Origin of the sequence: Achromobacter sp. ACM05 (assembly GCF_019218915.1) — a bacterium.
Lineage (GTDB): Bacteria > Pseudomonadota > Gammaproteobacteria > Burkholderiales > Burkholderiaceae_B > Achromobacter > Achromobacter animicus.
In genome coordinates this window covers 642,243-664,443 of sequence record NZ_JAHUWQ010000001.1, presented here as the reverse complement: position 1 = coordinate 664,443, position 22,201 = coordinate 642,243, and the positions used below count along the sequence as shown (strand labels likewise).

The following is a 22,201-nucleotide window of genomic DNA, read 5'->3' as shown; positions in this document are numbered from 1 at the left end:
AAACGGCCTGCCGGATGATTCGGCAGGCGGTTTGCTTTTCGCGTGATCATGCAACGTTGGCGAAGCGCTTTTCAAGGTACGCGATGATGTCGTTGGACTCGTACATCCAGCGCGTGCCGTCGGCGTCTTCGATGCGCAAGCAAGGCACCTTCACCTTGCCGCCGCCCGCCTGCAACGCGGCGCGCGCCTCGGGGTCATGCTTGGCGTCCTTCAGCGTGATCGGCACGTTGAGCCGATGCATCGCGCGGCGCGTCTTCACGCAGAACGGGCAGGCCTGGAATTGATACAGCGAGAGCGCGGCGGCATCCGCGTTGACGGCGGCCTGGCCTTGCGGCGACCGCTTCTGGGGACGCGGACGGGTCAGTGCGTCGCCCAGGACAATGATTTGACCCAGGCCGACACGCAGGGCTTTGACGAGCATGAATGGGGACTCTGAATGGTGAGAGAGGGTGTCAGTCTACTCTGTGCGGCTGCTTTGGCGGTTGTGAACCCTGGGTACGACGGAAGCACATGACCCGTCGCCCGCAAGTGGCGGAAGGCGTCCAGCAGTGCGGCCAAGACGCGGACCGGCGCGTCGCTTCTCATGAACGCTCACCGCGATATCATGCCCTGGCGTCTTCGCCCCGGGGCCCTTTTCGGCCAGATGGGCGGCGGGCGCCGATAGGCTCAACCTCCGAACTCATAAAGGAACGAAGACCGATGACGCTGTCTCGCCGCGTGCTTGCCCTTGTATGCGTGTCCGCCCTGTTCGCCCCGCTTTCCGCGTGGGCACAGTCACCCAGCGATGAAGCGCTACAGGCCGAGGCGGCAGCCATGCGGAAACGGCACGTCGCCAACACCGACGAGCTGTTCGACCAGGCCCGCAAGGACATGGCGATTGTGGTCATCCCGACCGTCAATTTCGATGCGGGAACGCCGCGCAACTTTGATGATGCGGCCACGCGGGATCAATTTACCCGCCAGCACAGCGCGCTCGTGCATTGGCAGCATAAGACCGAAAAGGGCTTTGCGATGACCGTGGGCCAAGGCAAACACAAGTTCGATGTCTCGGATACCGGTCCATTGTTCCAGACGACGCGCGGCGCGCTCGCGTATCAGGTGATTCCGGTGTGGCCTGGCGAGTATCGGCTCAATCGCATTGCGTACCGTCAGCCTCGGACGGCGCTGCCGGACTCGGAGGCGCGCGCGAAAACGATGGATTATCTGAAAAACCTCGGCATGGCTACGCTGACTGAGACGATGGCTATCGACTTCAAGAAGGAAGGACCCTGGACGCCGCTCGTGCCCAGCGAGGATGGACTGGGCTCAGGGTGCGAGGTGACGTTGCGCATTGGTGAAGGCTGCAACGAGGCTGCCCGGGAGTATCGCTGGGTGGAAGGGGCCAGGCGCGCGTTCCACAATCGCGAGGCAGAGATGTTGCCCGTTGCCGGCGTTGACACGGAACTGCTCTTCACGCCGTTGGCCACGATTACGCTGGAAGCGGGCGATGTGGTGCTGATGGATGGGTACAAGATGCCGGAGGACCAGCCGGTCATTGTCGAGGATTCGTGCGGGGTGCTGGCTGGGGAATGGGTGTGTTTGCTGGAGTCGGTGACGCTGGAGCGCTTGCCCGCCAGTATTGAGGATTTTCGGAAGGCGCGTAGCGCTGCGAGTTTTGAGTTGCCGAAGCTGGATGCTGCGTTGCAGGACCTGGTTTATCGGGAGCCTAAGTATTACTTTGAGCCGGCGGCTGGGGCGGCGAATCGGTTTGAGATGCGGAAGTAGGTCCTACGTCTGCGCCACCTCATTCCCGTTCAACGTCCTAAGCCGCCTCAACTCAGGGAACCACCGCATCCACAGCGCGGCGACTGCAATCGTCCCAACCCCGCCGATCACTACGGCGGGCACCGCGCCAAACAACTGCGCAGTCAGACCCGATTCAAACTCCCCCAGCTGATTCGACGCCCCGACAAACAAGGTGTTCACCGCGCTGACTCGCCCCAGCATGTGGTCGGGCGTATTCAACTGCACTAGCGATGACCGCACGACAACGCTGACCGCATCGGCCGCGCCGAGCACGACCAGCGCGGCGATCGATAGCGGGATCGACGTCGATAGACCGAACACGGTGGTCGCCAAGCCGAACACGATGAGCGAACCGAACAGCAGCCGGCCGACGTTTTCACCGAGGCTCAATCGCGCCAGCGTCAACGACATCAGCGCCGCACCGCAAGCCGGAGCCGCGCGCAAAGCACCAAGCGCCCACGGCCCGGCATTGAGGATGTCTTTCGCAAAGATCGGCAGCAACGCCGTCGCCCCGCCCAGCAGCACAGCAAAGAGATCCAGCGACAGCGTGCCCAGCAGCAGCCGGCGCTGGAAGATGAAGGTGATCCCGCCAAACAGCGTGCGCCACGTGGTCGGTTCCTTGCGGGGTGGCGCGCGTTCGATGACGAGGGTGGCAATGGCGATGAAGGCCATCAGATACAGCGCGGCGGCGACGCAGTAGATCCACCCTGCTCCGAGGCTGTAGCCGACGCCGCCGAGCGCCGGGCCTGCGATCTGCGCGATCTGGCCGCCGGATGAGGACAGCGCGGTGGCGCGCGGGAGCCATTCGCGCGGGACGACGGCGGGGATGAGCGTGGAGAGCGTCGGCGCTTCGAAGGCGCGGGCCGAGCTCATGATGATGATCGTGGCGTAGATGAGCGTCTTGCCGCCGACGCCGTGCAGCGCGGCGATGGCGAGGACCAGCGTGGCAAGCGCCTCGAGCGCCATGCAGACGGCGACGATCTTGCGGCGGTCGTAGCGGTCGGCGACGTGGCCGACGACGAGCGTCAGGGCGGCCATCGGGAGGAACTGGGCGAGGCCGATGAGGCCCAGGTCGAGCGCGCTGCCGGACAGCGCGTAGATCTGCCAGCCCACGGCGACGGAGACGATCTGGAATGCCAGCGATGCCGCGACGCGGCCGCAGAGGAAATGCAGGAACGGCGGACGGGAAAGCGGACTGGGCGTGTCGGCGGCGGACATGGTGGGCGTGGCGCGGGGGGAAGCGCCGATTCTAGGCGAGGGGCGCTGACGGACAGCTAAACCGAGGCGGACCGCAAGAGGTGATCTTCGGTGTCGAAATGATCGGAACCGCGCGGCAATCCGTCACAACGCGCAAGAAGGATGCGCCGGCCGTCCAAGCACGCAGCCAGTACGTGACCTTGAATGCCGGCGCCTTACGCGAATTTTATGAAGCCGCATAAACAAAACGGCTCCCGGCGATACCGCCGGAAGCCGTCGGGTACGTTCAAATCGCCGTTACTCGATCGAGACGAGCTCGGCGCCTTCCGTCACCTGATCGCCTACCCCATAGAACACTTCCCCCACCGTCCCGTCCGCGGTGGCGGAAATGGTGTGTTCCATCTTCATCGCTTCCATCACGAGCAGCGGCTGGCCCTTTTCGACCTTGTCGCCCGCCTTGACCGAGATCGAGATGATCTTGCCGGGCATGGGCGCGGCCAGACCCGCGCCGTGATCGCCTTGCGTGTCCTGCGAGTGCGTCAACGCGTCATACAGCTCCAGGACGTGCGAGCCGTCCTCGCGGAAGACGTAGGCGCGGTCGCCGTGCAGGACGACGGTGCCGGCGCTTTCATGGCCTTGCAGGGTGATGCGCAGGCCGTAGGCCAGGTTGGGATTGGCGCTGGCATGCGAGCGCCACAAGAACGGCAGGGCGCCGTCGCCGGTATCCAGCGTCCAAGCACCGCCCTGTCGGGCCACGGTGACGTGACGGGCTTCGCCGTTGTCGGTCCATTGCAGTTGACGCCGATACTGGCCGCCTAAGCGCCAGCCGTCGCGCGCGTCCCACGGATCGGCGGGACCTTTGCCCGCGCCTTGCGCGCCCGGTTGAGCCAGTCCTTGGCGAACCAACACGGCCGCGGTGGCAAGGGCCAGTGCGTCGGCGTCGGCGGGCTTCGGGTCAGGCAGCAACGTGGCGCGCTGGCGCTCGATGAGGCCGGTGTCCAGATCAGCGGCCGCGAAGGCACTGTCCTTCATCAGGCGCGACAGGAACGCGACGTTGGTCTGCACGCCCACGGCCTGCGTCTGCGCCAAGGCCTGCAGCATGCGGGCGCGGGCCTGGTCGCGGTCGGCGCCGTGCACGATGAGCTTGGCGATCATCGGGTCGTAGAACGGGGTGATCGTGTCGCCCATGCGCACGCCGCCGTCGACGCGGATGTCGCCGTTGGCAAACGCGGTGTGCGGCGGCAGGCCCAAGTAGGCGAGCGTGCCGATGGACGGCAGAAAGCCCTTCTCGGGGTTCTCGGCGTAGATGCGGGCCTCGATGGCGTGGCCGTTGATGCGCAGGTCTTCCTGGCGCGCGGGCAGCGGCTGGCCGGCGGCCACGCGCAGTTGCCATTCGACGAGGTCGTGGCCGGTGATCATTTCGGTGACCGGGTGCTCGACCTGCAGGCGCGTGTTCATTTCCATGAAGTAGAAGCGGCCGTCGGGCTCGGCGATGAACTCGACGGTGCCCGCGCCGACGTAGCCGACGGCGCGCGCGGCCGAGACCGCGGCCTCGCCCATGGCGCGGCGGCGTTCTTCGGTCATGCCGGGGGCGGGGGCTTCTTCGATGACCTTCTGGTGGCGGCGCTGCACGGAGCAGTCGCGTTCGAACAGGTACACGCAGTTGCCGTGCGTGTCGGCGAAGACCTGGATTTCGATGTGGCGCGGCTTTTGCAGATAGCGTTCGATCAGGACGCGGTCATCGCCAAAGCTGGACGCGGCTTCGCGCTGGCACGAGGCCAGTGCGTCCAGGAATGCGCCGGACGATTCGACGATGCGCATGCCCTTGCCGCCGCCGCCCGCGCTGGCCTTGATGAGCACGGGATAGCCGATGGCGTCGGCCTGCGTCTTGAGGAACTGCGGGTCCTGGTTGTCGCCGTGATAGCCGGGCACGAGCGGCACGCCGGCCTTTTCCATGAGGGTCTTGGCGGCGGACTTGCTGCCCATGGCGGCGATGGCCGATGCCGGCGGGCCGACGAAGGCGATGCCGGCGTCTTGCGCGGCTTGGGCGAAAGCTTCGTTCTCGGACAGGAAGCCGTAGCCGGGGTGGATGGCGCCGGCGCCGGTGTCGCGCGCGGCTTGCAGGATGGCATCGGCGCGCAGGTAGCTGGCGCGCGGCTCGGAGCCGCCGATGTAGACGGCCTGGTCGCAGGCGGCGACGTGACGCGAGTTGGCGTCCGCGTCGGAATAGACGGCGACGGTGCGCAGGCCCATGCGGCGGGCGGTGGCGGCGACGCGGCAGGCGATTTCGCCGCGGTTGGCAATCAGCACAGTATCGAACATTGCGTTATCCAAGCTGAGTTTGTTTGTTGACAGCGGTGCGGCGAGGGCACTGCCGCTAAATTTCTAACAACCGTTCCCCGACTGCGCCGGCCCTATCGGGGGCACCGCGGATCCGGTTCCGCCGGTCCGCCAGTGCCGCCCCCTTGAGGGGGCGCGCGAAGCGCGTAGGGGGTGGGTCCCATTCACATCCGGAAGACACCGAACTTGGTGTCTTCGATGGGCGCGTTCAGCGCGGCGGACAACGCCAGTCCCAGCACGCGGCGCGTGTCGGCCGGCGCGATGATGCCGTCGTCCCACAACCGCGCAGTGGCGTAATACGGATGGCCTTCGCGCTCATACTGTTCGCGGATCGGTGCCTTGAACGCCGTCTCTTCATCGGCAGACCATTGCCCGCCGCGCGCTTCGATGCCATCGCGCTTGACGGTGGCCAGCACGCTTGCCGCCTGCTCGCCGCCCATGACCGAGATGCGGGCGTTGGGCCACATGAAGAGCATGCGCGGCGAATAGGCGCGGCCGCACATGCCGTAGTTGCCGGCGCCGAACGAGCCGCCGATCAGCACGGTGAACTTGGGCACGTTGGCGGTGGCGACGGCCGTCACCATCTTGGCGCCGTGGCGCGCAATGCCTTCGTTCTCGTACTTGCGGCCGACCATGAAGCCGGTGATGTTCTGCAGGAAGACCAGCGGGATCTTGCGCTGCGCGCACAGTTCGATGAAGTGCGCGCCCTTCTGCGCGGACTCGGAGAACAGGATGCCGTTGTTGGCCACGATGCCGACGGGCATGCCGTGGATGTGCGCGAAGCCAGTGACCAGCGTGGGGCCGAAGCGCGACTTGAACTCGTCGAACTCGGAACCGTCGACGATGCGCGCGATGACTTCGCGCACGTCGTAGGGCTTGCGGGTGTCAGCGGGAATGATGCCGTTCAGTTCGCTGGGATCGAAGCGCGGTTCGCGCACGGGGATCGTGGCCAGCGGCTGCGGCTTTTTGCGGTTCAGGCGCGCAACCGCATTGCGAGCCAGTTGCAGCGCGTGCATGTCATTGGCGGCCAGGTGGTCGACCACGCCGGACAGGCGCGTGTGCACGTCGCCGCCGCCCAGGTCTTCGGCGCTGACTTCTTCGCCGGTGGCGGCCTTGACCAGCGGCGGGCCGCCCAGAAAGATGGTGCCCTGGTTGCGCACGATGATGGACTCGTCGCTCATGGCGGGCACATAGGCGCCGCCGGCGGTGCAGGAGCCCATCACCACGGCGATCTGCGCAATGCCCTGCGCCGACATTTGCGCCTGGTTGTAGAAGATGCGGCCGAAGTGGTCGCGGTCGGGAAAGACTTCGTCCTGCTGCGGCAGGTTGGCGCCGCCCGAGTCCACCAGATACACGCACGGCAGGTTGTTCTGCGCGGCGATCTCCTGCGCGCGCAGGTGCTTTTTGACCGTCATCGGATAGTAGGTGCCGCCCTTGACCGTGGCGTCGTTGCAGACGATGACGCACTCGGTGCCGGACACGCGGCCGATGCCGGTGATGACGCCCGCGCCGGGCGCGTCGCCGTCATACATGCCATGCGCCGCCATGGGCGACAGTTCCAGGAACGGGGTGCCCGGATCGATCAGGTTTTCGACGCGGTCGCGCGGCAGAAGCTTGCCGCGCGCGGTGTGCTTGGCGCGGGCGGATTCGCTGCCGCCCAGGGCCGTCTGCGCCAATTGCTGGTTCAGATCGTCCAGTTGCGCCTGCATGGCGCTGGCGTTGTCGATGTAGTCCTGCGACCGCGGATTGATGCGGGATTCGATGATGGGCATGGGGTACCACCCGTCCTGCTTGATTGGAATTTGAAGGCGCTCGATAAGAGCGGGTTGTCTCGCTGCCCGGTGGGCCGGGCATTCTTGTCGACTTGGTAAATCAGGATTTCGTTGCGCCTTTCCTGCATGGCCCGCGACCGACCCGTCGCGGTGGTTGCAATGCCAGAAAGGCGCAGCGAAATCCTGCTTGAGGCACAGGCCGAAGCCCGTGTCTCAAGCAGGCAACGGCTTAGACCATTTCGATGGCCATCGCGACGGCTTCGCCGCCGCCGATGCACAGCGTGGCCACGCCGCGCTTGCCGCCGGTCTTGCGCAGCGCGCCGATCAGGGTGGCCACCAGGCGTGCGCCGGAGGCGCCGATCGGGTGGCCCAGCGCGGTGGCGCCACCGTGGATGTTGACCTTTTCAGGCGAGAGCTTGAAGTCGGTCATGGCGGCCATGGCGACCACCGCGAAGGCTTCGTTGATCTCGTACAGGTCCACGTCTTCGGCCTTCCAGCCGGTCTTGTTGAACAGGTTCTTCAGCGCGCCGACGGGGGCGGTGGTGAACCAGTTGGGTTCCTGCGAGTGCTGCGAGTGCGCGACGATGCGGGCCAGCGGCTTGACGCCGAGTTTCTCAGCGGTGGACGCGCGCATCAGCACCATGGCGGCGGCGCCGTCGGAGATGGACGACGAGTTCGCGGCGGTGACGGTGCCGTCCTTCTTGAAGGCAGGCTTGAGGGTCGGGATCTTTTCCGGCATGGCCTTGGTGGGCGCTTCGTCGGTGTCGATCACGGTGTCGCCCTTGCGGCCCGCCACGGTGACGGGCGCGATTTCCCACTTGAAGCTGCCGTCTTCCGAAGCGGCGCGCGCGCGGCGCAGCGATTCCAGCGAGAACGCGTCCTGCTGTTCGCGCGTGAACGAGTACTTGGCGGCGCAGTCTTCGGCGAAGACGCCCATGGCCTTGCCCTTGTCGTACGCGTCTTCCAGGCCATCCAGCGCCATGTGGTCGTACACGGTGTTGTGGCCGTAGCGGTAGCCCTGGCGGCCCTTGAGCAGCAGGTACGGCGCGTTGCTCATGCTTTCCTGGCCGCCGGCGACGACGATCTCGGCGCTGCCCGAGGCCAGCAGGTCATGACCGAACATCGCGGCCTTCAGGCCCGAGCCGCAGACTTTGTGAATGGTGGTGCACGCCACGCCCAGCGGCAGGCCGGCGCCCAGCGCGGCCTGGCGGGCGGGCGCCTGGCCCTGGCCGGCTTGCAGCACGTTGCCCATGATGACTTCGTCGACCTGCTCGGGCTTGATGCCGGCGCGTTCAACTGCAGCCTTGATGGCGACCGAGCCCAGCTCGTGCGCGGCCAGGCCGGACAAGTTGCCCAGCATGCCGCCCATGGGCGTGCGGGCGACGGAAACGATGACGATGGGATCTGACATGACTTGCTCCTGTGAGGGTCGGGACAGCGATTGAGTTACAACACCGCGTTGCCGTTTGAAGGGCGGTCTGCACGCAAGCGTCTGTCCTTATCGTAAGGGAAAAATTCTTCGATCCGGCCTTGCGCCACGTGGGCGCGGCAGGCCTGCCACCAGTCCGGTTCCAGGAGGTCGGCATGGTGACGCATGAAGGCGCTGCGCACGCGCGCATCGCCCAGCAGGAAGCGGCCGAATTCCTCGGGGAAGACGTCGTTCGGGCCGATGGCGTACCAGGGTTCGGACGCCATCTCCGCTTCTTCATTCGGGGCCGGCGGAATGCGCCGGAAGTTCATCTCGGTCATGCGCTGGATTTCGTCGTAGTCATAAAAGACGACGCGGCCCAGGCGCGTGACGCCGAAATTCTTGTAAAGCATGTCGCCGGGGAAGATGTTGGCCGCGGCCAGTTGCCGGATGGCGTCCCCGTATTCGCGCACGGCGTGGTCCAGCAGCGCGTCCGGCGCTTGCTGCAGATACAGGTTCAGCGGCGTCATCCGGCGTTCGATGTAGACGTGGCGGATGACGACGGTGTCGGCGGTTTCCTCGATAAGACTAGGCACCAGACGCCGCAGTTCGGTGAGCAGCGCGGGCGCAAAGCGGGCGCGCGGCAGGGCCACCTGTGAATATTCCCAGGTGTCGGCCATGCGGCCCACGCGGTCGTGCAGCTTGACCATCTGGTACTTGCGCCGCACGGTGGCGTGATCCATGCCGTCCTTGTCGATGCGGTCCTTGATGAGCTTGAACACGTACGGATAGGACGGCAGCGTGAACACGCACATCACCATGCCCTTGATGCCGGGGGCGATGTCGAAGGCGTCGCGCGAGTGGGCCAGGTGGTGCAGGAAGTCGCGGTAGAACAGCGTCTTGCCCTGCTTTTGCAGGCCGATCATGGTGTAGAGCTCGGCCTTGGGCTTGCGCGGCAACAGGCTTGACAGAAAATTCACCACCGCAGCGGGCGTTTCCATGTCGACCAGGAAATACGCGCGGGTAAAGCTGAACAGCGTGCTCAGGTCGTCCGCGCCCAGCAGCAGCGCGTCCAGCGTCACCTGCCCCGCCGGATTGCGCGTCAGCGCGATGGCAAAGGGGTAGACGGTGGTCTGGTTGATCAGGCGGCCGACGATGTAGGCGCCCTTGTTGCGAAAGAACAGCGATCCCAGTGCGTGGAGCTGGCAGTCGGTGGCGATGCGCCGGCCGACGTGGCGCGGCAGGACCGCGCGAAGCTTGGACACGGCGGCGCGCGCCAGCAATCGCGTGTCGCGCGGCAGGTCTTCAAAAGGCAGCGCCAGGCCAAAGTCGGCCACCATGCGGATCAGGCTTTTTTCCAGGCCGTCGGTCACCGGGTAATACACGCGGTAGGACGGCACGCTGCTGTCGAGGTAGTCGGTGGCGACTGCCGGGCGTACGAACAGGAAGTCGTTGTGGAAGTAGTCGCGGTGCAGCAGGCGGCACGACACCGAGTTGAAGAAGGTCTCGGCGCATTCGGGCTGGCGGTGTTCGCCCAGGAGGCCGACGAACTCCTGCTTGATCTGCTGCCAGTACGCGGTCTGCGCGTCGGTCAGGGACGGGGCGGCGGCGCCGTTGCCGGTGCCGTTGCTCGTACCGTTTCCCCCCACGGCACCCTCGGGCCGCCCGCGCAGCACGCCTTCCAGTTGCGTGGCGCATTCGCGCACGCGCATGTCGTAGTACTCGATGCGTTCGCGCGATAGATGCTGGATGCCGTGCCAGTCGCCGGATTCAAACAGCGCCTTGGCACGCTGTGCGCTGTAACGGAACAGCGCGTAGTGCCGGTCAAAGCCGGCCAGGATCAGGCGCGCGACCTCCAGCGGCGAGGGGCCCGGGGCGGGCGCCTGCTCGATGTGCTGGATGTCGGACGTGCGGATCATGGCGCGGGCTGTGGATAAGGCGTCAGGCGGTTTCGTTGAAGAGTTCGCGGCCGATCAGCATGCGGCGGATTTCGCTGGTGCCGGCGCCAATTTCGTACAGCTTGGCGTCGCGCCACAGGCGGCCGACCGGGTATTCGTTGATGTAGCCGTTGCCGCCCAGGATCTGCACGCCCTCGCCCGCCATCCAGGTGGCCTTCTCGGCGGTGTACAGGATGAGCGCGGCGCAGTCCTTGCGCACCTGGCGCACGTGGTCGGACCCCAGTTTGTCCAGGTTCTTGCCGACCTGATAGCAGAAGGCGCGGCTGGCCTGCAGCGTGGTGTACAGGTCGGCGACCTTGCCCTGGATGAGCTGGAATTCGCCGATGGCCTGGCCGAACTGCTTGCGGTCGTGGATGTAGGGCACCACCACGTCCATCACGGCCTGCATGATGCCCAGCGGTCCGCCGGACAGCACGGCGCGTTCGTAGTCCAGGCCGCTCATCAACACCTTTACGCCGCCGTTGACCTGGCCCAGCACGTTTTCCTCGGGGATCTCGCAGTCCTGGAACACCAGCTCGCCGGTGTGGCTGCCGCGCATGCCCAGCTTGTCCAGCTTCTGCGCCACGGAAAAGCCCTTGAAACCCTTTTCGACCAGAAAGGCGGTGATGCCGCGCTGGTGGGCCTCGGGGTCGGTCTTGGCGTAGACGACCAGGGTGTCGGCGTCCGGGCCGTTGGTGATCCACATCTTGGTGCCGTTCAGCACGTAGCGGTCGCCCTTCTTTTCCGCGCGCAGCTTCATGCTGACGACGTCGGAGCCGGCGCCCGGCTCGCTCATGGCCAGCGCGCCCACGTGTTCGCCGGAGATCAGCTTGGGCAGGTACTTGGCCTTCTGGACGGCGGTGCCGTTGCGGTTGATCTGGTTCACGCACAGGTTGGAGTGCGCGCCGTACGACAGGCCAATGGAGGCGCTGGCGCGTGAGATTTCTTCCATGACGACCATGTGGGCCAGGTAACCCATGTTGGCGCCGCCGTATTCCTCGTCGGCGGTCATGCCCAGCACGCCGAGGTCACCGAATTTGCGCCACAGGTCCATGGGGAATTGGTCGCTGCGGTCGACTTCCGCGGCGCGCGGCGCGATCTCGGCCTGCGCGAAATTGCGGACGGCGTCGCGCAGCATGTCCAGGTCTTCGCCCAGGTCGAAGTTCAGGCCGGGAAGATTCATCAGTGTCTCCGTGATAGTAGGTGCTTACATTCATGAACCTGCGCGGACGTGTCTTGGCCGCCGTCGCGGGGGTGATCCATGATGCGCCGTTCATCCGGCGCTGCGCAATGATGCAGTGCAAATATTACGTTTACGTAAACGTAAATTGGATGAGGGTTATCCCTAGCGCGTTGCACACCGCTGCGACAGGGACGATGGGCAATACTTGATATGACCCTTTAATCCTGAAATATCCGACGGAGTCAGCTGTGCTCGAACTTTCCAATCTGGACGACATCGTGGCGTTGCGCCGTGACATTCATATGCACCCGGAGCTTTGCTACGAAGAGCACCGCACGGCCAAGGTGGTGGCCGACACGCTGCGCGGCTGGGGCATTGAAACGCATACGGGCATTGCCAAGACGGGCGTGGTGGGCGTGATCAAGCGGGGCACGTCGGACCGGGCCATCATGCTGCGCGCCGACATGGACGCGCTGCCCATGCAGGAAGAAAACCAGTTCGAGCACCGCTCGCGCCACGACGGCAAAATGCATGGCTGCGGCCACGACGGCCATACCGCGATGCTGCTGGCTGCGGCGCAGCATTTGCAGACGGCGGGCGGCTTCGACGGCACCGTGTACCTGTGCTTTCAGCCGGCCGAGGAAGGCGGCGCGGGCGGTCGGGCGATGATCCAGGATGGCCTGTTCACGCGCTTTCCGTGCGAGGCGGTCTTTGGCATGCACAACTGGCCGGGCCTGCCGGCCGGTGCGTTCGGCGTCTGTGCCGGTCCCATGATGGCGGCGGCCAACGGCTTCAAGATCACGGTCAAGGGCAAGGGCGGCCACGCCGCCGCGCCGCAGGACTGCAACGACCCGGTGCCGGCGCTCTTTGCCATCGGCCAGTCGTTGCAGACGATCCTGACGCGCAGCAAGCGCCCGCTGGATGCCGCCGTGCTGTCGATCACGCAGGTTCAGGCGGGCGGCACTGTCATCAACGTGATTCCCAATACCGCGTGGCTGGGCGGGTCGGTGCGCGCGTACAGCACCGATGTGGTGGACCTGATCGAGCGGCGCATGCAGGAGATTGCGCCCAGCATCGCCGCGGCGCACGGCTGCGAGGCCGAGGTGTACTTCGAGCGCCGCTACCCGGCGCTGGTCAACACCGTGGCCGAGACGGAATTCTGCATGGGCGTGATGCGCGAGGTCGTGGGCGAGGACCGCGCACTCACCATCGAACCGGCCATGGCCTCAGAAGACTTTGCCTTCCTGCTGCAGGAAAAGCCGGGCTGCTACGTATTCCTGGGCAATGGCGACGGCGAGCATCGCATGGCGGGCCACGGCCTGGGCCCGTGCATGCTGCACAACGCCAGCTATGACTTCAATGATTCCTTGATTCCGGCGGGGGCGTCGTACTGGGTTCGCCTGGCGCAACGCTACCTCGCCTGATGTGCTTTACCGCAGTCCGTTTCACCAACGCAGTGCTACGCAACATCACCAGGACGATATGAAAAAGAAGACATTGCTGATCAAGGCCGCGGGGGCGGCCCTGGCAATCATGGCAAGCGGCGCGATGGCGCAGAGCTGGCCGGCCAAGCCCGTTACCGTGGTCGTGCCCTACACGGCCGGCGGCAGCGCCGATGCGATCGCGCGCCGGTTGGGCGACGCGCTGCGCAAGGAAGCCAACATTACGGTCATCGTTGAGAACAAGCCGGGCGCGGGCGCCTCGGTGGGCTCGGACTACGTGGCGCGCGCGCAGCCGGACGGCACCACGCTGCTGCTGGCCTCGACCAGCCCGCTGACGATCTTTCCGCATCTGGCCAAGACCAACTATGACCCGATGAAGGACCTGACGCCGGTGGCCAGCGTCGCCGTCGCGCCGGTGGCCATCGTGGCGACCAAGGCGTTGCCGGTGAAGGATTTTGCGGGGCTGGTCGAATACGCCAAGTCGCATCCCGAAGGCGTGCGCTACGGCACGCCGGGTCAGGGCACGGTCGCGCATATCGGCATGGCGGCGGTCACCGCGCAGACCGGCACCAAGATGCTGCACGTGCCGTATCGCGGCAACAGTCAGGCGCTGACCGACGGCCTGGGCGGCGTGGTGGAGCTGCTGGTGGTCAACAGCGACGTCGTGCTGCCGCACGTGGCCAACGGCGCGCTCAAGCCGCTGGCGGTGATGGCGCCGCAGCGTCTGGCCGCGTGGCCCGACGTGCCGACGATGGCCGAACTGAAGCTGCCGCAGGCGCAGTACTACTCGAACTTCGGCATCTTCGCGCCGGCCAATCTGCCGCCCACGGTGGCGCAGCCGTTGCAGGCAGCGTTGACCAAGGCGGTGGCCAGCGCCGAGTTCCAGGAACTGCTGGCCAAGTCGTTCCTGCAGCCGGGTACGGCATCGGGCGAGGCGTTTGCCAAGCAGGTGCAGGCCGAGTTCACGAACAACGCCCGCATCATCAAGGAAAGCAATATCAAGGCGGAGTGACCGGCGGTTTGTGATGGCAATTGAGCGTGGCGGCGGTCGATCCGCCGCGCGAGATGTGCCGAGACGCAGCCTGCGTCAAAAGACCGGCACCAATGCAAAGCGCGCGGCCCGTGACGGGAACGCGCGCTTTTTTCTTGCCGGTCCGGCAGGCCGGTTCAGGTTCCGCGCGGCCCGAACATGATCACCAGCATGCCGGCCAGGCACAGGCCCACGCCGATCCAGTCGCTCGCGCTGGGCCGCACGCCATCGACCGCCCACAGCCACAGCAGCGCCATGCCGATATACACGCCGCCGTACGCGGCATAGACGCGACCAGACGCCGTCGGGTGAAGCGTCAGCAGCCACGCGAACAGCGCCAGGCTCAGCGCGGCGGGCGCGAGCAGCCAGATGGAGTGGCCCTTGCGCAACCACAGATAAGGCAGATAGCAGCCGATGATCTCGGCCAGGGCGGTCAGGACGAAAAGCCCGATGGTATGAAAAACGGCCATGCGGACTACGGCTTCTGCGCCAGAAGAACGCGGCACTGGCGTTCCTGTTCGCTGATTTCCTGAAGGGTATCGTCGATGTCGCGACGCTGCTGTTCGAGCGTGACGCGATGCTGTTCCAGCACGGACAGATACTGGCGCAACTGCACCTCGGTGTCGCCGGGTCCGTCGTACATGTCGATCAGCGTCAGGATCTCGGACAGTTGCAGGCCCAGCCGTTTGCCGCGCAGGGCCAGTTTCAGGCGCGTGCGGTCGCGCGGTCCGAAGATGCGGTTGCGGCCCTCGCGCGCCGGGCTGACGATCCCCTGGTCTTCGTAGAAGCGGATCGTGCGGGGCGTGACGTCGAACTCGCGGGCGAGCTCGGAGATGGTCCAGGTTGACGGGGACATGCGACGTGTGGCAGTTTACGTAAACGTAAATTATGATGACTTGACGTGATCGTCAAGCGTGGAGCGAGAGGCAATGAACCCCAACGAACAGAAGCTTCAGTATCCCTGGGCCGATTTTCAGCCCGAGGCCGGCCGCGCGCATGCGGTGGCGCAGGGCGTCAAATGGATCCGGATGCCGCTGCCGTTCGCGCTGGATCATATCAACCTCTGGCTGCTGCGCGACAACATCGACGGCCAGGATGGCTGGACGGTCGTTGACTGCGGCATTTCGCGCGACGAAGTGAAGACGCTGTGGGAAGACGTGTTCAAGAACGAACTGGACGGTTTGCCCGTGCTGCGCGTGCTGGTCACCCACATGCATCCGGACCACATCGGCCTGGCCTACTGGCTGTGCGAGCGCTGGAACGCGCGGCTGTGGATGACGATGACGGATTACATGGTGGCGTCGCTGTGGTCGTCGCGCCGCACGGATGCCGGCGCGGGACCGGGCGGACAATCGGCGGTCGAGCACTTCGCCCGCCACGGCCTGACGGACCCGGACGCGCAGGAACAGATCCGCCAGCGCGCCAGCTATTTCCCCAACTTGGTGCCTGCCGTGCCGTCGCGCTATACGCGGATCATGGACGGCGATCAGGTGCGCATCGGCGGTCGCGACTGGCGCGTCATCGTGGGCTATGGTCATGCGCCGGAACACGCGTCGCTGTTCTCGCCCGATCTGGGCGTGCTGATTTCCGGCGACATGGTGCTGCCGCGCATTTCCACCAACGTCAGCGTGTTCGACTACGAACCTGACGCGAATCCCTTGCCCTTGTATCTGCGGTCGCTGCACGGCTATGACGGCCTGCCCCGCGACACGCTGGTGCTGCCGTCGCACGGCCGCCCGTTCAAGGGGCTGCATGAGCGCATCACGCAGCAGCACGAGCATCATCGTGATCGGCTGGCCGAGGTGCTGGAAGCCTGTGCCGTGAAGCCGCAATCGACATCCGACATCGTGCCGGTGCTGTTCAAGCGCAAGCTGGATCTGCATCAGCTGACGTTCGCGATGGGCGAGGCGCTGGCGCATCTGCATGCGTTGTACTTCGAAGGCAAGCTGACGCGCGCGCAGGATGCCGATGGCATCGTGCGGTTCAAGGCGGTTTGATTGGCATGATGGGCGGCCGGGCGATGCGAGCGTCGCTGCTCGTTTCCGGCTGCCAGTGTCCCGCTGATCGCGTGCCGCCGCTGGTGATCAGTGCCAGCGCGACGATTAGCGGTGTCTAGCGGGAAGCCGTCGCCAGCCTGACCGCCAGCCCGACGAACACCAGCGCGGCAATGCGATTCAACCAGCGCTTGGCCGTGACCGAACGCTGCAGCAATTCCCCGAACGCCCCCGAGAAGAACGCGATCGCGCCGAACACCAGCAGCGTCGACACGATAAACACCGCACCCAGTTGCATCGTCTGCAAACCCACCGGCCCGAGCCGCGGCGACGTGAACTGCGGCAGGAAGGCGAAGAAGAACAGCAGCACCTTCGGATTGGTGAGGTTCATGACGATGCCGCGGCGGTACAACGCGCCGGGCCGCATGGGTTCGGGACGTTTGCCGTCTTCGGATTCGACGGGGGCGCGCAGGATTTGCCAGGCCAGGTACGCCAAATAGGCCGCGCCCGCCAGCTTTAGCACCGTAAACGCCACGGGCGACGCGGCAAATACTGCGGCCAAGCCAACCGCAACCGCCGCCGTGTGTCCCAGCAGTCCCGTGCACAACCCCAGCACCACGAAGATGCCCGCCTTGCGTCCCCAGATGGCGGACTGCATCAGCACAAATAGGTTGTCCGGCCCCGGCGTCAGCGCCAGCAGCACGGCAATGCCAAAGAATGCGATCAGGGTGTCGAGGGGCAGCATGGAGTCTCTTCGGTATCGGACCCGCGGATGCGACAGGCGGGACGGTGGCGGACAGCAAGTGGCATGATAAGGGCAAAGCCGACCACGACAGGAGACAGACTGATCATGACCGTTGCCGCTCAGAACGCCAATAACACCCATAACGCCAACGACGCCCTACCCGATGCCGCGCTTGAAGACTGGCTGCTCTCCCGCCACAGCTGCCGCGCCTTTCTGCCGCAGCCCGTGCCCCGCGCCACCATCGAACGCATCCTGACCCTGGCGCAGCGCACGGCGTCCTGGTGCAATTGCCAGCCGTGGCAGGTGGCAATTACCGAGGGCGACGGCACGAAGCGGTTGCGCGAGGCGCTGGAGCGCCGCGCGCAGGTCGAGGGCTTCAAGCCTGATTTCCCGTTCCCGCGCGAATACCGCGACGAATACCTAGCCCGCCGCCGCGAATCCGGTTTCCAGCTGTATGGCGCCGTCGGCGTGCCGCGCGGCGACCGCGAGGCCTACCGGCGCCAGGAGATGCGCAACTTCGCGCTCTTTGACGCGCCGCACGTCGCGATCATCACGACCGACGAGGCGCTGGGCGAGTACGGCGCGATGGACTGCGGCGGCTATGTCGCCAACTTTCTGCTCGCCGCCCAGGCCAACGGCGTCGCAACCGTGGCGCAGGCATCGCTGGCGATGTATCCCGAGGTGCTGCGTGAAGTGCTGGGCATCGCGCCCGGCCGTCGCGTGGTCTGCGGCATCTCGTTCGGCTTCGAAGACAAGGCGCATCCGGCCAACAGCTATCGCACCCGGCGCGCGGATTTGTCCGAGACGGTCCAATGGATCGGCTGAAATTCCGGCCGCGTCCTGATATGGTTTGGTTTTCCCGGTTTTGACGCACCTCTACAAGATGCCTACCAAACACATCGATACGGTTCTCCAGCACGCGGGCACCGCCCCGTTCAATCCCGAGACCGGCACGGCGCCGGTGCCGCTGCCGCCCATGCGGGCCAGCACGGTGCGCTTTGCCAATATCGCCGCGCTGGAAAACGCGCAGCGCAGCAAGGCGGCTGGCGGCCGCGCGTCCACGTACGGGCGCATGGGCATGGACACCCATGCCGCGCTGGAAGAGGTCTTCACGCAGCTGGAAGGCGGCACGCACTGCTATCTGGCGTCCTCGGGTCTGTCGGCCATGACGATGGTGATGATGGCGCTGTGCTCGGCCGGCGACCATGCGCTGATCTCCGACAGCGTGTACGGCCCGATGCGCGAGCTGGACGATGCGGTGCTCAAGCGCATGAACATCGAGATCACGTACTTTGCCGCCAGCGAGGATGTCGATGCGCTGGTGCGCCCCAACACCAAGCTGCTGTACGTGGAATCGCCCGGCTCGCTGCTGTTCGAGATGCTGGACATGGGCGCCATGGCCGCCATCGCGCAGCGCCACGGGCTGGTGCTGGCCACCGACAACACCTGGGGTTCCGGCTACATCTACCGGCCGCTGACGCTGGGCGCGCAAGTCTCCGTCATTGCGGGCACCAAATACGTGGGCGGACACTCGGACTTGATGCTGGGCGCGGTGGTCACCAACGACGAAGGCATCGCCCGCAAGCTGAACCGCACGCAGTACGCGATGGGTTACTCCATCAGCGCGGACGACGCGTGGCTGGCGCTGCGCGGCGTGCGCACCATGCCCATCCGCATGGCGCAGCATGCGCGCCACGCGATGCAGGTATGCGAGTTCCTGGATTCCCGTCCCGAGACCGTGCGTTTGTTCCATCCGGCCTGGCCCAAGGATCCCGGCCACGAATTGTGGAAACGCGATTGCACCGGGTCGAACGGCATGCTGTCGGCCGAACTGGCCCTGTCCCCGGCCGCCGCGCGCCGCTTTGTCGATGCGCTGACGCTCTTTGGCATCGGCTTTTCGTGGGGCGGCTATGAAAGCCTCGTGCAGCTTGTGTCGCCGAAGGATCTGTCCAAGCACGGCTATTGGGGCGAAGGCGAGAATCCGGTCGTGCGCCTGCACATCGGGCTGGAGTCGCCCGAGGACATCATTGCGGATCTGACGCAGGCGTTTGAACAGGCTGCGGCGGTCAAGGAATAGCCGCGCGGCTGCGAGACGCCTGAAGAAAATCGCCCCGGCCTGGAAAGGCTCGGGGCGTTTTCATTGCAGCGCTTGGCGCGGTTTACTTCGCGCGCGCCATCGGAATCAGCGCGTTGACTTCCTTCAGCGCGCCTTCGTAGCTGTTGCCCGCCATGACCGGCGAGGTCATGAACTTGCCGCCCACGGCAAACGACGGGGTGCCTTCGATGCGATAGGCCTCGGCCAGCTGGTTGGCGCGCTGCACCTGGGTCTGCACGCTGAACGAATCGAACACCGAGTCGAACTTGGCGCGGTCCACACCCTGGGTGGCAATCCACTCACCCATGGCCTTCTTGTCGAACAGGCGCTTGTGTTCGCCGTGGATGGCCGTGAAGACCTTGGGGTGCAGGTCGGGACGGTCCAGGGCCAGCAGCGCGTAGTACAGCTGCTGCAGCGGCTTCATGCCGGCATTGAAGGCGATGGGAACCTGCTTCAAGACGACGTCGGACGGCGCGGTCTTGGCCCAGTCTTCGACCATGGGTTCCATGGCGGCGCAGTGCGGGCAGGTGTAGGCGAAGAATTCCAGGACCTCGACCTTGCCCGGGGTGTCCGACGGCAGCGGCGGGTTGATCGGCACGTACTGCTGGGCGCCTTGCGCGTGGCTGGCCGGGCTGAAGAACGCCGTGGCGGTCAGCGCGGCGGCTGCCAGGATGCGGATGAGCTTGGGGGACAGCATGGGTGAGGTTCCTGAATAAAAGGCTACAGACAGGCCCGGGGCCAGATTAGTTCAATGCAAAACGATCCGCCGCGCGGCGCTATTGGCGCACCACGGCGGTTTCGATCTTGTTCTCGCCCAGGCGTCCGCGCGCCCGGTTCATGTCGTCCAGGCGGGCAAACGGACCGACCCGGACGCGGTTGATGGGCTTGCCGTTCAATTCCGCCTTCTGTACCGCGACCGGCAGTCCCAAAAGAATGATGCGCGCCTTGAGCGATTCGGCGTCGTTCTCGCCGCGGAAGGCGCCGGCTTGCAGGTAGTACGTGCCGTTGGCGGCGGGCGCAGACGGCTTGGCGGCTGCCGTCGCCGTGGGAGCGGCCTTGGAGATGGGCGTGGGCGCGGACGCCGTTGCGGGGGGCGCCGACGGCGCTGCAGCCGGCGCCCGGGACGTCGGCAGCGTGGCGATCAACGCGCCCAAGTCGTCCAGCTTGGCGGGCGTTTCGTCGCCCTTGGACGGCGCGCCCGCACCCGGCAGCGGGGCCGGCGCGGTGGCGGTGGGACCGGTGGGGGGCGCGCCCGCGGCCCCGTCGCGGCCGTACAGGCCGGCGTTGGGGTCCGGCGCCGAGCGCGGATCGGGCAGTTTGCCCGTATCGCCCTGGCGGCTGGCCCGGTCCACGAAGGGAACGGGCGCCTTGGTGACATAGAACGCGACGACGGCGGCGACGATCAGCCCGATCAGCAGACCGGCCAGCGCCCCGTACAGGGTGCTGCCGCTTTCGCCGGAGGAACGGCGGGTGGATTTGCGCTTGGTTGCCATGAACCGATGTTACATCCGCTCGGGCGCGGAAACGCCCAACAGCGCGAGGCCGTTGGCCAGCACCTGGCGGGTCGTGGCGGCCAGGCGCAGGCGGGCCAGCTTGACGGCGGTGTCGTCGACCAGCACGCGTTCGGCGTTGTACCAGCCGTGGAAGTCCGACGCGCAGTCGCGCAGCCAGAACGCGATGTGGTGCGGCGACAGGTCCTGGGCGGCCAGCGCCACCACTTGCGGGAACTCGGCCAGGCGCTGCATCAGCGCGAATTCGGTCGGCGCCGTCAGCAGCGCGGCGTCGGCCTGGGCCACGTCGGCGGCGGGCATACCCGCGTTGTTGATGACCGAGCAGATGCGCGCGTGGGCGTACTGGATGTAATAGACGGGGTTCTCGTCGCTCTTGGACAGGGCCAGGTCCACGTCGAACACGAATTCCGTGTCGGCGCGGCGCTGGATCAGGAAGTAGCGGACGGCGTCGCGGCCGACCCAGTCGATCAGGTCGCGCATGGTGACGTAGCTGCCGGCGCGCTTGGAGATCTTGACCTCTTCGCCGCCGCGCATCACCTTGACCATCTTGTGCAGCACGTAGGACGGGTAGTCCTTCGGGATGCCCTCTTCCAGCGCCTGCAGGCCGGCGCGCACGCGAGCCACGGTGCCGTGGTGGTCGCTGCCCTGGATGTTCACGGCGCGATGAAAGCCGCGCTCCCATTTGGCCTTGTGGTAGGCGACATCCGGCACGAAATAGGTGTAGCCGCCCTCGCTTTTGCGCATGACGCGGTCTTTGTCGTCGCCCGTGCCCAGCTCGGTGGTGCGCAGCCACAGCGCGCCGCCTTCCTCGTAGGTATGGCCGCCGGCGATCAGCGCCTTGACCGTCGCTTCGACGCGGCCGGACGTGTAGAGCGAGCTTTCCAGGTAGTAATTGTCGAACGCCAGGCCGAAGGCCTGCAGGTCCAGGTCCTGCTCGCGGCGCAGGTAGGCCACGGCAAAGGCGCGGATGTCGTCCAGGTTGTCGATGTTGCCGGTGGCGGTGACGGGCTCGCCGTCGGACGCCTGGATGGTCTTGCCGTCCTGGAAGTCGCGGGCGATGTCGGCGATGTAGTCGCCCTTGTAGCCGTCTTCGGGCCAGTCGGGGGAATCGGTGGTCAGGCCGCGGGCGCGGGCCTGCACGCTGATTGCCAGGTTCTGGATCTGGTTGCCGGCGTCGTTGTAATAGAACTCGCGGGTGACGTCCCAGCCCACGGCGTCGTACAGACGGCACAGCGCGTCGCCCAGCGCGGCCTGGCGGGCATGGCCCACGTGCAGCGGACCGGTGGGGTTGGCCGACACGAATTCGACCAAAATCTTCTCGCCCAGGCGCGCGGCGCGGCCGTAGGCATCGCCCTGCTCAGCCACCGCGGCGATCACGGCCTGGCGGGCAGCCGGCGTGATGCGCAGGTTGATGAAGCCGGGGCCGGCCACTTCGGCACTTTCGACCAGCGCGGCGGCGTCGGGATTGGCCATCATGGCGTCGACGATGCCCTGGGCCAGTTCGCGGGGATTGCGGCGCGCGGGTTTCGCGAGCTGCATGGCCACGTTGGTGGCGACGTCGCCATGGGCGGCAACCTTGGGGCGCTCCAGCAGCACGTTGGGCTGGGCGTCGGGAAGGCTCTGCGCGACGGCGGCCTGGATCAGGGAGATAAGCTGTTTTTGTTGCTCGAGGAGCATGGGCGTCTGGCGTGGTTCTGAGTGAGTGACGATGGCGGCACGGCGCTTGCGGCCTGCCGGCGATCCGCGCCGTGCCCGCTGGCGG

19 protein-coding genes are annotated in these 22,201 nt (G+C 66.1%); 6 read left to right on the top strand and 13 right to left on the bottom strand.

Annotated elements, in window-relative coordinates; translation table 11 throughout:
- Positions 1-46 precede the first annotated feature (46 nt).
- A complete protein-coding gene (locus KW836_RS02965; protein ID WP_218342409.1) occupies positions 47-421 on the bottom strand; it encodes a glutaredoxin in 375 nt (124 codons plus the stop codon).
- Between the two features lie 278 nt (positions 422-699).
- Between KW836_RS02965 and KW836_RS02960 the strand changes: the two genes are divergently transcribed.
- Positions 700-1,764: a hypothetical protein gene (locus KW836_RS02960; RefSeq protein ID WP_218342408.1), complete on the top strand. Its 1,065-nt coding sequence runs from the start codon at positions 700-702 to the stop codon at positions 1,762-1,764.
- 3 nt (positions 1,765-1,767) lie between these two features.
- Here the strand turns inward: KW836_RS02960 and KW836_RS02955 are convergent, their stop codons facing one another.
- From KW836_RS02955 to KW836_RS02930, 6 genes are all read right to left on the bottom strand, one after another.
- Entirely contained in the window at positions 1,768-3,003 is a 1,236-nt protein-coding gene (locus KW836_RS02955) for an MFS transporter (protein WP_218342407.1), read from the bottom strand.
- A 276-nt stretch (positions 3,004-3,279) separates the two neighbouring features.
- The gene (locus KW836_RS02950; protein ID WP_218342406.1) at positions 3,280-5,304 is read right to left on the bottom strand and encodes an acetyl/propionyl/methylcrotonyl-CoA carboxylase subunit alpha; all 2,025 of its coding nucleotides are present in this window, start codon (positions 5,302-5,304) and stop codon (positions 3,280-3,282) included.
- A gap of 182 nt (positions 5,305-5,486) precedes the next feature.
- Positions 5,487-7,094, bottom strand: a complete 1,608-nt coding sequence (locus KW836_RS02945; RefSeq protein ID WP_218342405.1) for a carboxyl transferase domain-containing protein — start codon at positions 7,092-7,094, stop codon at positions 5,487-5,489.
- Positions 7,095-7,323: 229 nt separating this feature from the next.
- Positions 7,324-8,505 (bottom strand): acetyl-CoA C-acetyltransferase, encoded by a 1,182-nt coding sequence (locus KW836_RS02940; protein ID WP_175137022.1) that lies wholly within the window; start codon positions 8,503-8,505, stop codon positions 7,324-7,326.
- 35 nt (positions 8,506-8,540) lie between these two features.
- Positions 8,541-10,421, bottom strand: a complete 1,881-nt coding sequence (gene aceK, locus KW836_RS02935; RefSeq protein ID WP_218342404.1) for a bifunctional isocitrate dehydrogenase kinase/phosphatase — start codon at positions 10,419-10,421, stop codon at positions 8,541-8,543.
- Between the two features lie 22 nt (positions 10,422-10,443).
- On the bottom strand, positions 10,444-11,622 hold the full coding sequence (locus KW836_RS02930; RefSeq protein ID WP_218342403.1) for an isovaleryl-CoA dehydrogenase: 1,179 nt from the start codon (positions 11,620-11,622) through the stop codon (positions 10,444-10,446).
- A 248-nt stretch (positions 11,623-11,870) separates the two neighbouring features.
- Between KW836_RS02930 and KW836_RS02925 the strand changes: the two genes are divergently transcribed.
- Together KW836_RS02925 and KW836_RS02920 are read left to right on the top strand one after the other, a co-directional pair.
- Positions 11,871-13,046, top strand: a complete 1,176-nt coding sequence (locus tag KW836_RS02925) for a M20 aminoacylase family protein (RefSeq protein WP_218342402.1) — start codon at positions 11,871-11,873, stop codon at positions 13,044-13,046.
- A 58-nt stretch (positions 13,047-13,104) separates the two neighbouring features.
- Positions 13,105-14,076 carry a tripartite tricarboxylate transporter substrate binding protein gene (locus tag KW836_RS02920; RefSeq protein WP_218342401.1) on the top strand — a complete coding sequence of 324 codons (972 nt, stop codon included), beginning with the start codon at positions 13,105-13,107 and terminating at the stop codon, positions 14,074-14,076.
- Between the two features lie 155 nt (positions 14,077-14,231).
- On the opposite strand, the gene KW836_RS02915 is transcribed toward KW836_RS02920, so the two are convergent.
- Positions 14,232-14,564 carry a YnfA family protein gene (locus KW836_RS02915; protein ID WP_218342400.1) on the bottom strand — a complete coding sequence of 111 codons (333 nt, stop codon included), beginning with the start codon at positions 14,562-14,564 and terminating at the stop codon, positions 14,232-14,234.
- Positions 14,565-14,569: 5 nt separating this feature from the next.
- Positions 14,570-14,950 carry a MerR family DNA-binding transcriptional regulator gene (locus tag KW836_RS02910; protein WP_175123956.1) on the bottom strand — a complete coding sequence of 127 codons (381 nt, stop codon included), beginning with the start codon at positions 14,948-14,950 and terminating at the stop codon, positions 14,570-14,572.
- Between the two features lie 73 nt (positions 14,951-15,023).
- On the opposite strand from KW836_RS02910, the gene KW836_RS02905 reads away from it, so the two are divergent.
- The gene (locus KW836_RS02905) at positions 15,024-16,091 is read left to right on the top strand and encodes an MBL fold metallo-hydrolase (RefSeq protein WP_218342399.1); all 1,068 of its coding nucleotides are present in this window, start codon (positions 15,024-15,026) and stop codon (positions 16,089-16,091) included.
- Positions 16,092-16,206: 115 nt separating this feature from the next.
- Here the strand turns inward: KW836_RS02905 and KW836_RS02900 are convergent, their stop codons facing one another.
- Positions 16,207-16,833 (bottom strand): LysE family translocator, encoded by a 627-nt coding sequence (locus KW836_RS02900; protein WP_218342398.1) that lies wholly within the window; start codon positions 16,831-16,833, stop codon positions 16,207-16,209.
- A 105-nt stretch (positions 16,834-16,938) separates the two neighbouring features.
- Between KW836_RS02900 and KW836_RS02895 the strand changes: the two genes are divergently transcribed.
- Both KW836_RS02895 and metC read left to right on the top strand, forming a co-directional pair.
- On the top strand, positions 16,939-17,658 hold the full coding sequence (locus tag KW836_RS02895; protein ID WP_218342397.1) for a nitroreductase: 720 nt from the start codon (positions 16,939-16,941) through the stop codon (positions 17,656-17,658).
- 58 nt (positions 17,659-17,716) lie between these two features.
- Positions 17,717-18,910: a cystathionine beta-lyase gene (gene metC, locus KW836_RS02890; RefSeq protein ID WP_175185539.1), complete on the top strand. Its 1,194-nt coding sequence runs from the start codon at positions 17,717-17,719 to the stop codon at positions 18,908-18,910.
- A gap of 82 nt (positions 18,911-18,992) precedes the next feature.
- Here the strand turns inward: metC and KW836_RS02885 are convergent, their stop codons facing one another.
- From KW836_RS02885 to argS, 3 genes are all read right to left on the bottom strand, one after another.
- Complete coding sequence (locus KW836_RS02885; RefSeq protein WP_218342396.1) at positions 18,993-19,625, bottom strand: thiol:disulfide interchange protein DsbA/DsbL; 633 nt, start codon at positions 19,623-19,625, stop codon at positions 18,993-18,995.
- Positions 19,626-19,704: 79 nt separating this feature from the next.
- Positions 19,705-20,421: an SPOR domain-containing protein gene (locus tag KW836_RS02880; RefSeq protein WP_175185540.1), complete on the bottom strand. Its 717-nt coding sequence runs from the start codon at positions 20,419-20,421 to the stop codon at positions 19,705-19,707.
- A 9-nt stretch (positions 20,422-20,430) separates the two neighbouring features.
- Positions 20,431-22,116: an arginine--tRNA ligase gene (argS, locus tag KW836_RS02875; protein ID WP_218342395.1), complete on the bottom strand. Its 1,686-nt coding sequence runs from the start codon at positions 22,114-22,116 to the stop codon at positions 20,431-20,433.
- Between the last annotated feature and the right edge of the window lie 85 nt (positions 22,117-22,201).

Excerpts from the sequence above, each read along its gene's own strand:
- KW836_RS02965 (WP_218342409.1), bottom strand. The coding sequence starts at position 421 with ATGCTCGTCAAAGCCCTGCGTGTCGGCCTGGGTCAAATCATTGTCCTG.
- KW836_RS02960 (WP_218342408.1), top strand. The coding sequence starts at position 700 with ATGACGCTGTCTCGCCGCGTGCTTGCCCTTGTATGCGTGTCCGCCCTG.
- KW836_RS02955 (WP_218342407.1), bottom strand. The coding sequence starts at position 3,003 with ATGTCCGCCGCCGACACGCCCAGTCCGCTTTCCCGTCCGCCGTTCCTG.
- KW836_RS02950 (WP_218342406.1), bottom strand. The coding sequence starts at position 5,304 with ATGTTCGATACTGTGCTGATTGCCAACCGCGGCGAAATCGCCTGCCGC.
- KW836_RS02945 (WP_218342405.1), bottom strand. The coding sequence starts at position 7,094 with ATGCCCATCATCGAATCCCGCATCAATCCGCGGTCGCAGGACTACATC.
- KW836_RS02940 (WP_175137022.1), bottom strand. The coding sequence starts at position 8,505 with ATGTCAGATCCCATCGTCATCGTTTCCGTCGCCCGCACGCCCATGGGC.
- aceK (WP_218342404.1), bottom strand. The coding sequence starts at position 10,421 with ATGATCCGCACGTCCGACATCCAGCACATCGAGCAGGCGCCCGCCCCG.
- KW836_RS02930 (WP_218342403.1), bottom strand. The coding sequence starts at position 11,622 with ATGAATCTTCCCGGCCTGAACTTCGACCTGGGCGAAGACCTGGACATG.
- KW836_RS02920 (WP_218342401.1), top strand. The coding sequence starts at position 13,105 with ATGAAAAAGAAGACATTGCTGATCAAGGCCGCGGGGGCGGCCCTGGCA.
- KW836_RS02915 (WP_218342400.1), bottom strand. The coding sequence starts at position 14,564 with ATGGCCGTTTTTCATACCATCGGGCTTTTCGTCCTGACCGCCCTGGCC.
- KW836_RS02910 (WP_175123956.1), bottom strand. The coding sequence starts at position 14,950 with ATGTCCCCGTCAACCTGGACCATCTCCGAGCTCGCCCGCGAGTTCGAC.
- KW836_RS02905 (WP_218342399.1), top strand. The coding sequence starts at position 15,024 with ATGAACCCCAACGAACAGAAGCTTCAGTATCCCTGGGCCGATTTTCAG.
- KW836_RS02900 (WP_218342398.1), bottom strand. The coding sequence starts at position 16,833 with ATGCTGCCCCTCGACACCCTGATCGCATTCTTTGGCATTGCCGTGCTG.
- KW836_RS02895 (WP_218342397.1), top strand. The coding sequence starts at position 16,939 with ATGACCGTTGCCGCTCAGAACGCCAATAACACCCATAACGCCAACGAC.
- metC (WP_175185539.1), top strand. The coding sequence starts at position 17,717 with ATGCCTACCAAACACATCGATACGGTTCTCCAGCACGCGGGCACCGCC.
- KW836_RS02885 (WP_218342396.1), bottom strand. The coding sequence starts at position 19,625 with ATGCTGTCCCCCAAGCTCATCCGCATCCTGGCAGCCGCCGCGCTGACC.
- KW836_RS02880 (WP_175185540.1), bottom strand. The coding sequence starts at position 20,421 with ATGGCAACCAAGCGCAAATCCACCCGCCGTTCCTCCGGCGAAAGCGGC.
- argS (WP_218342395.1), bottom strand. The coding sequence starts at position 22,116 with ATGCTCCTCGAGCAACAAAAACAGCTTATCTCCCTGATCCAGGCCGCC.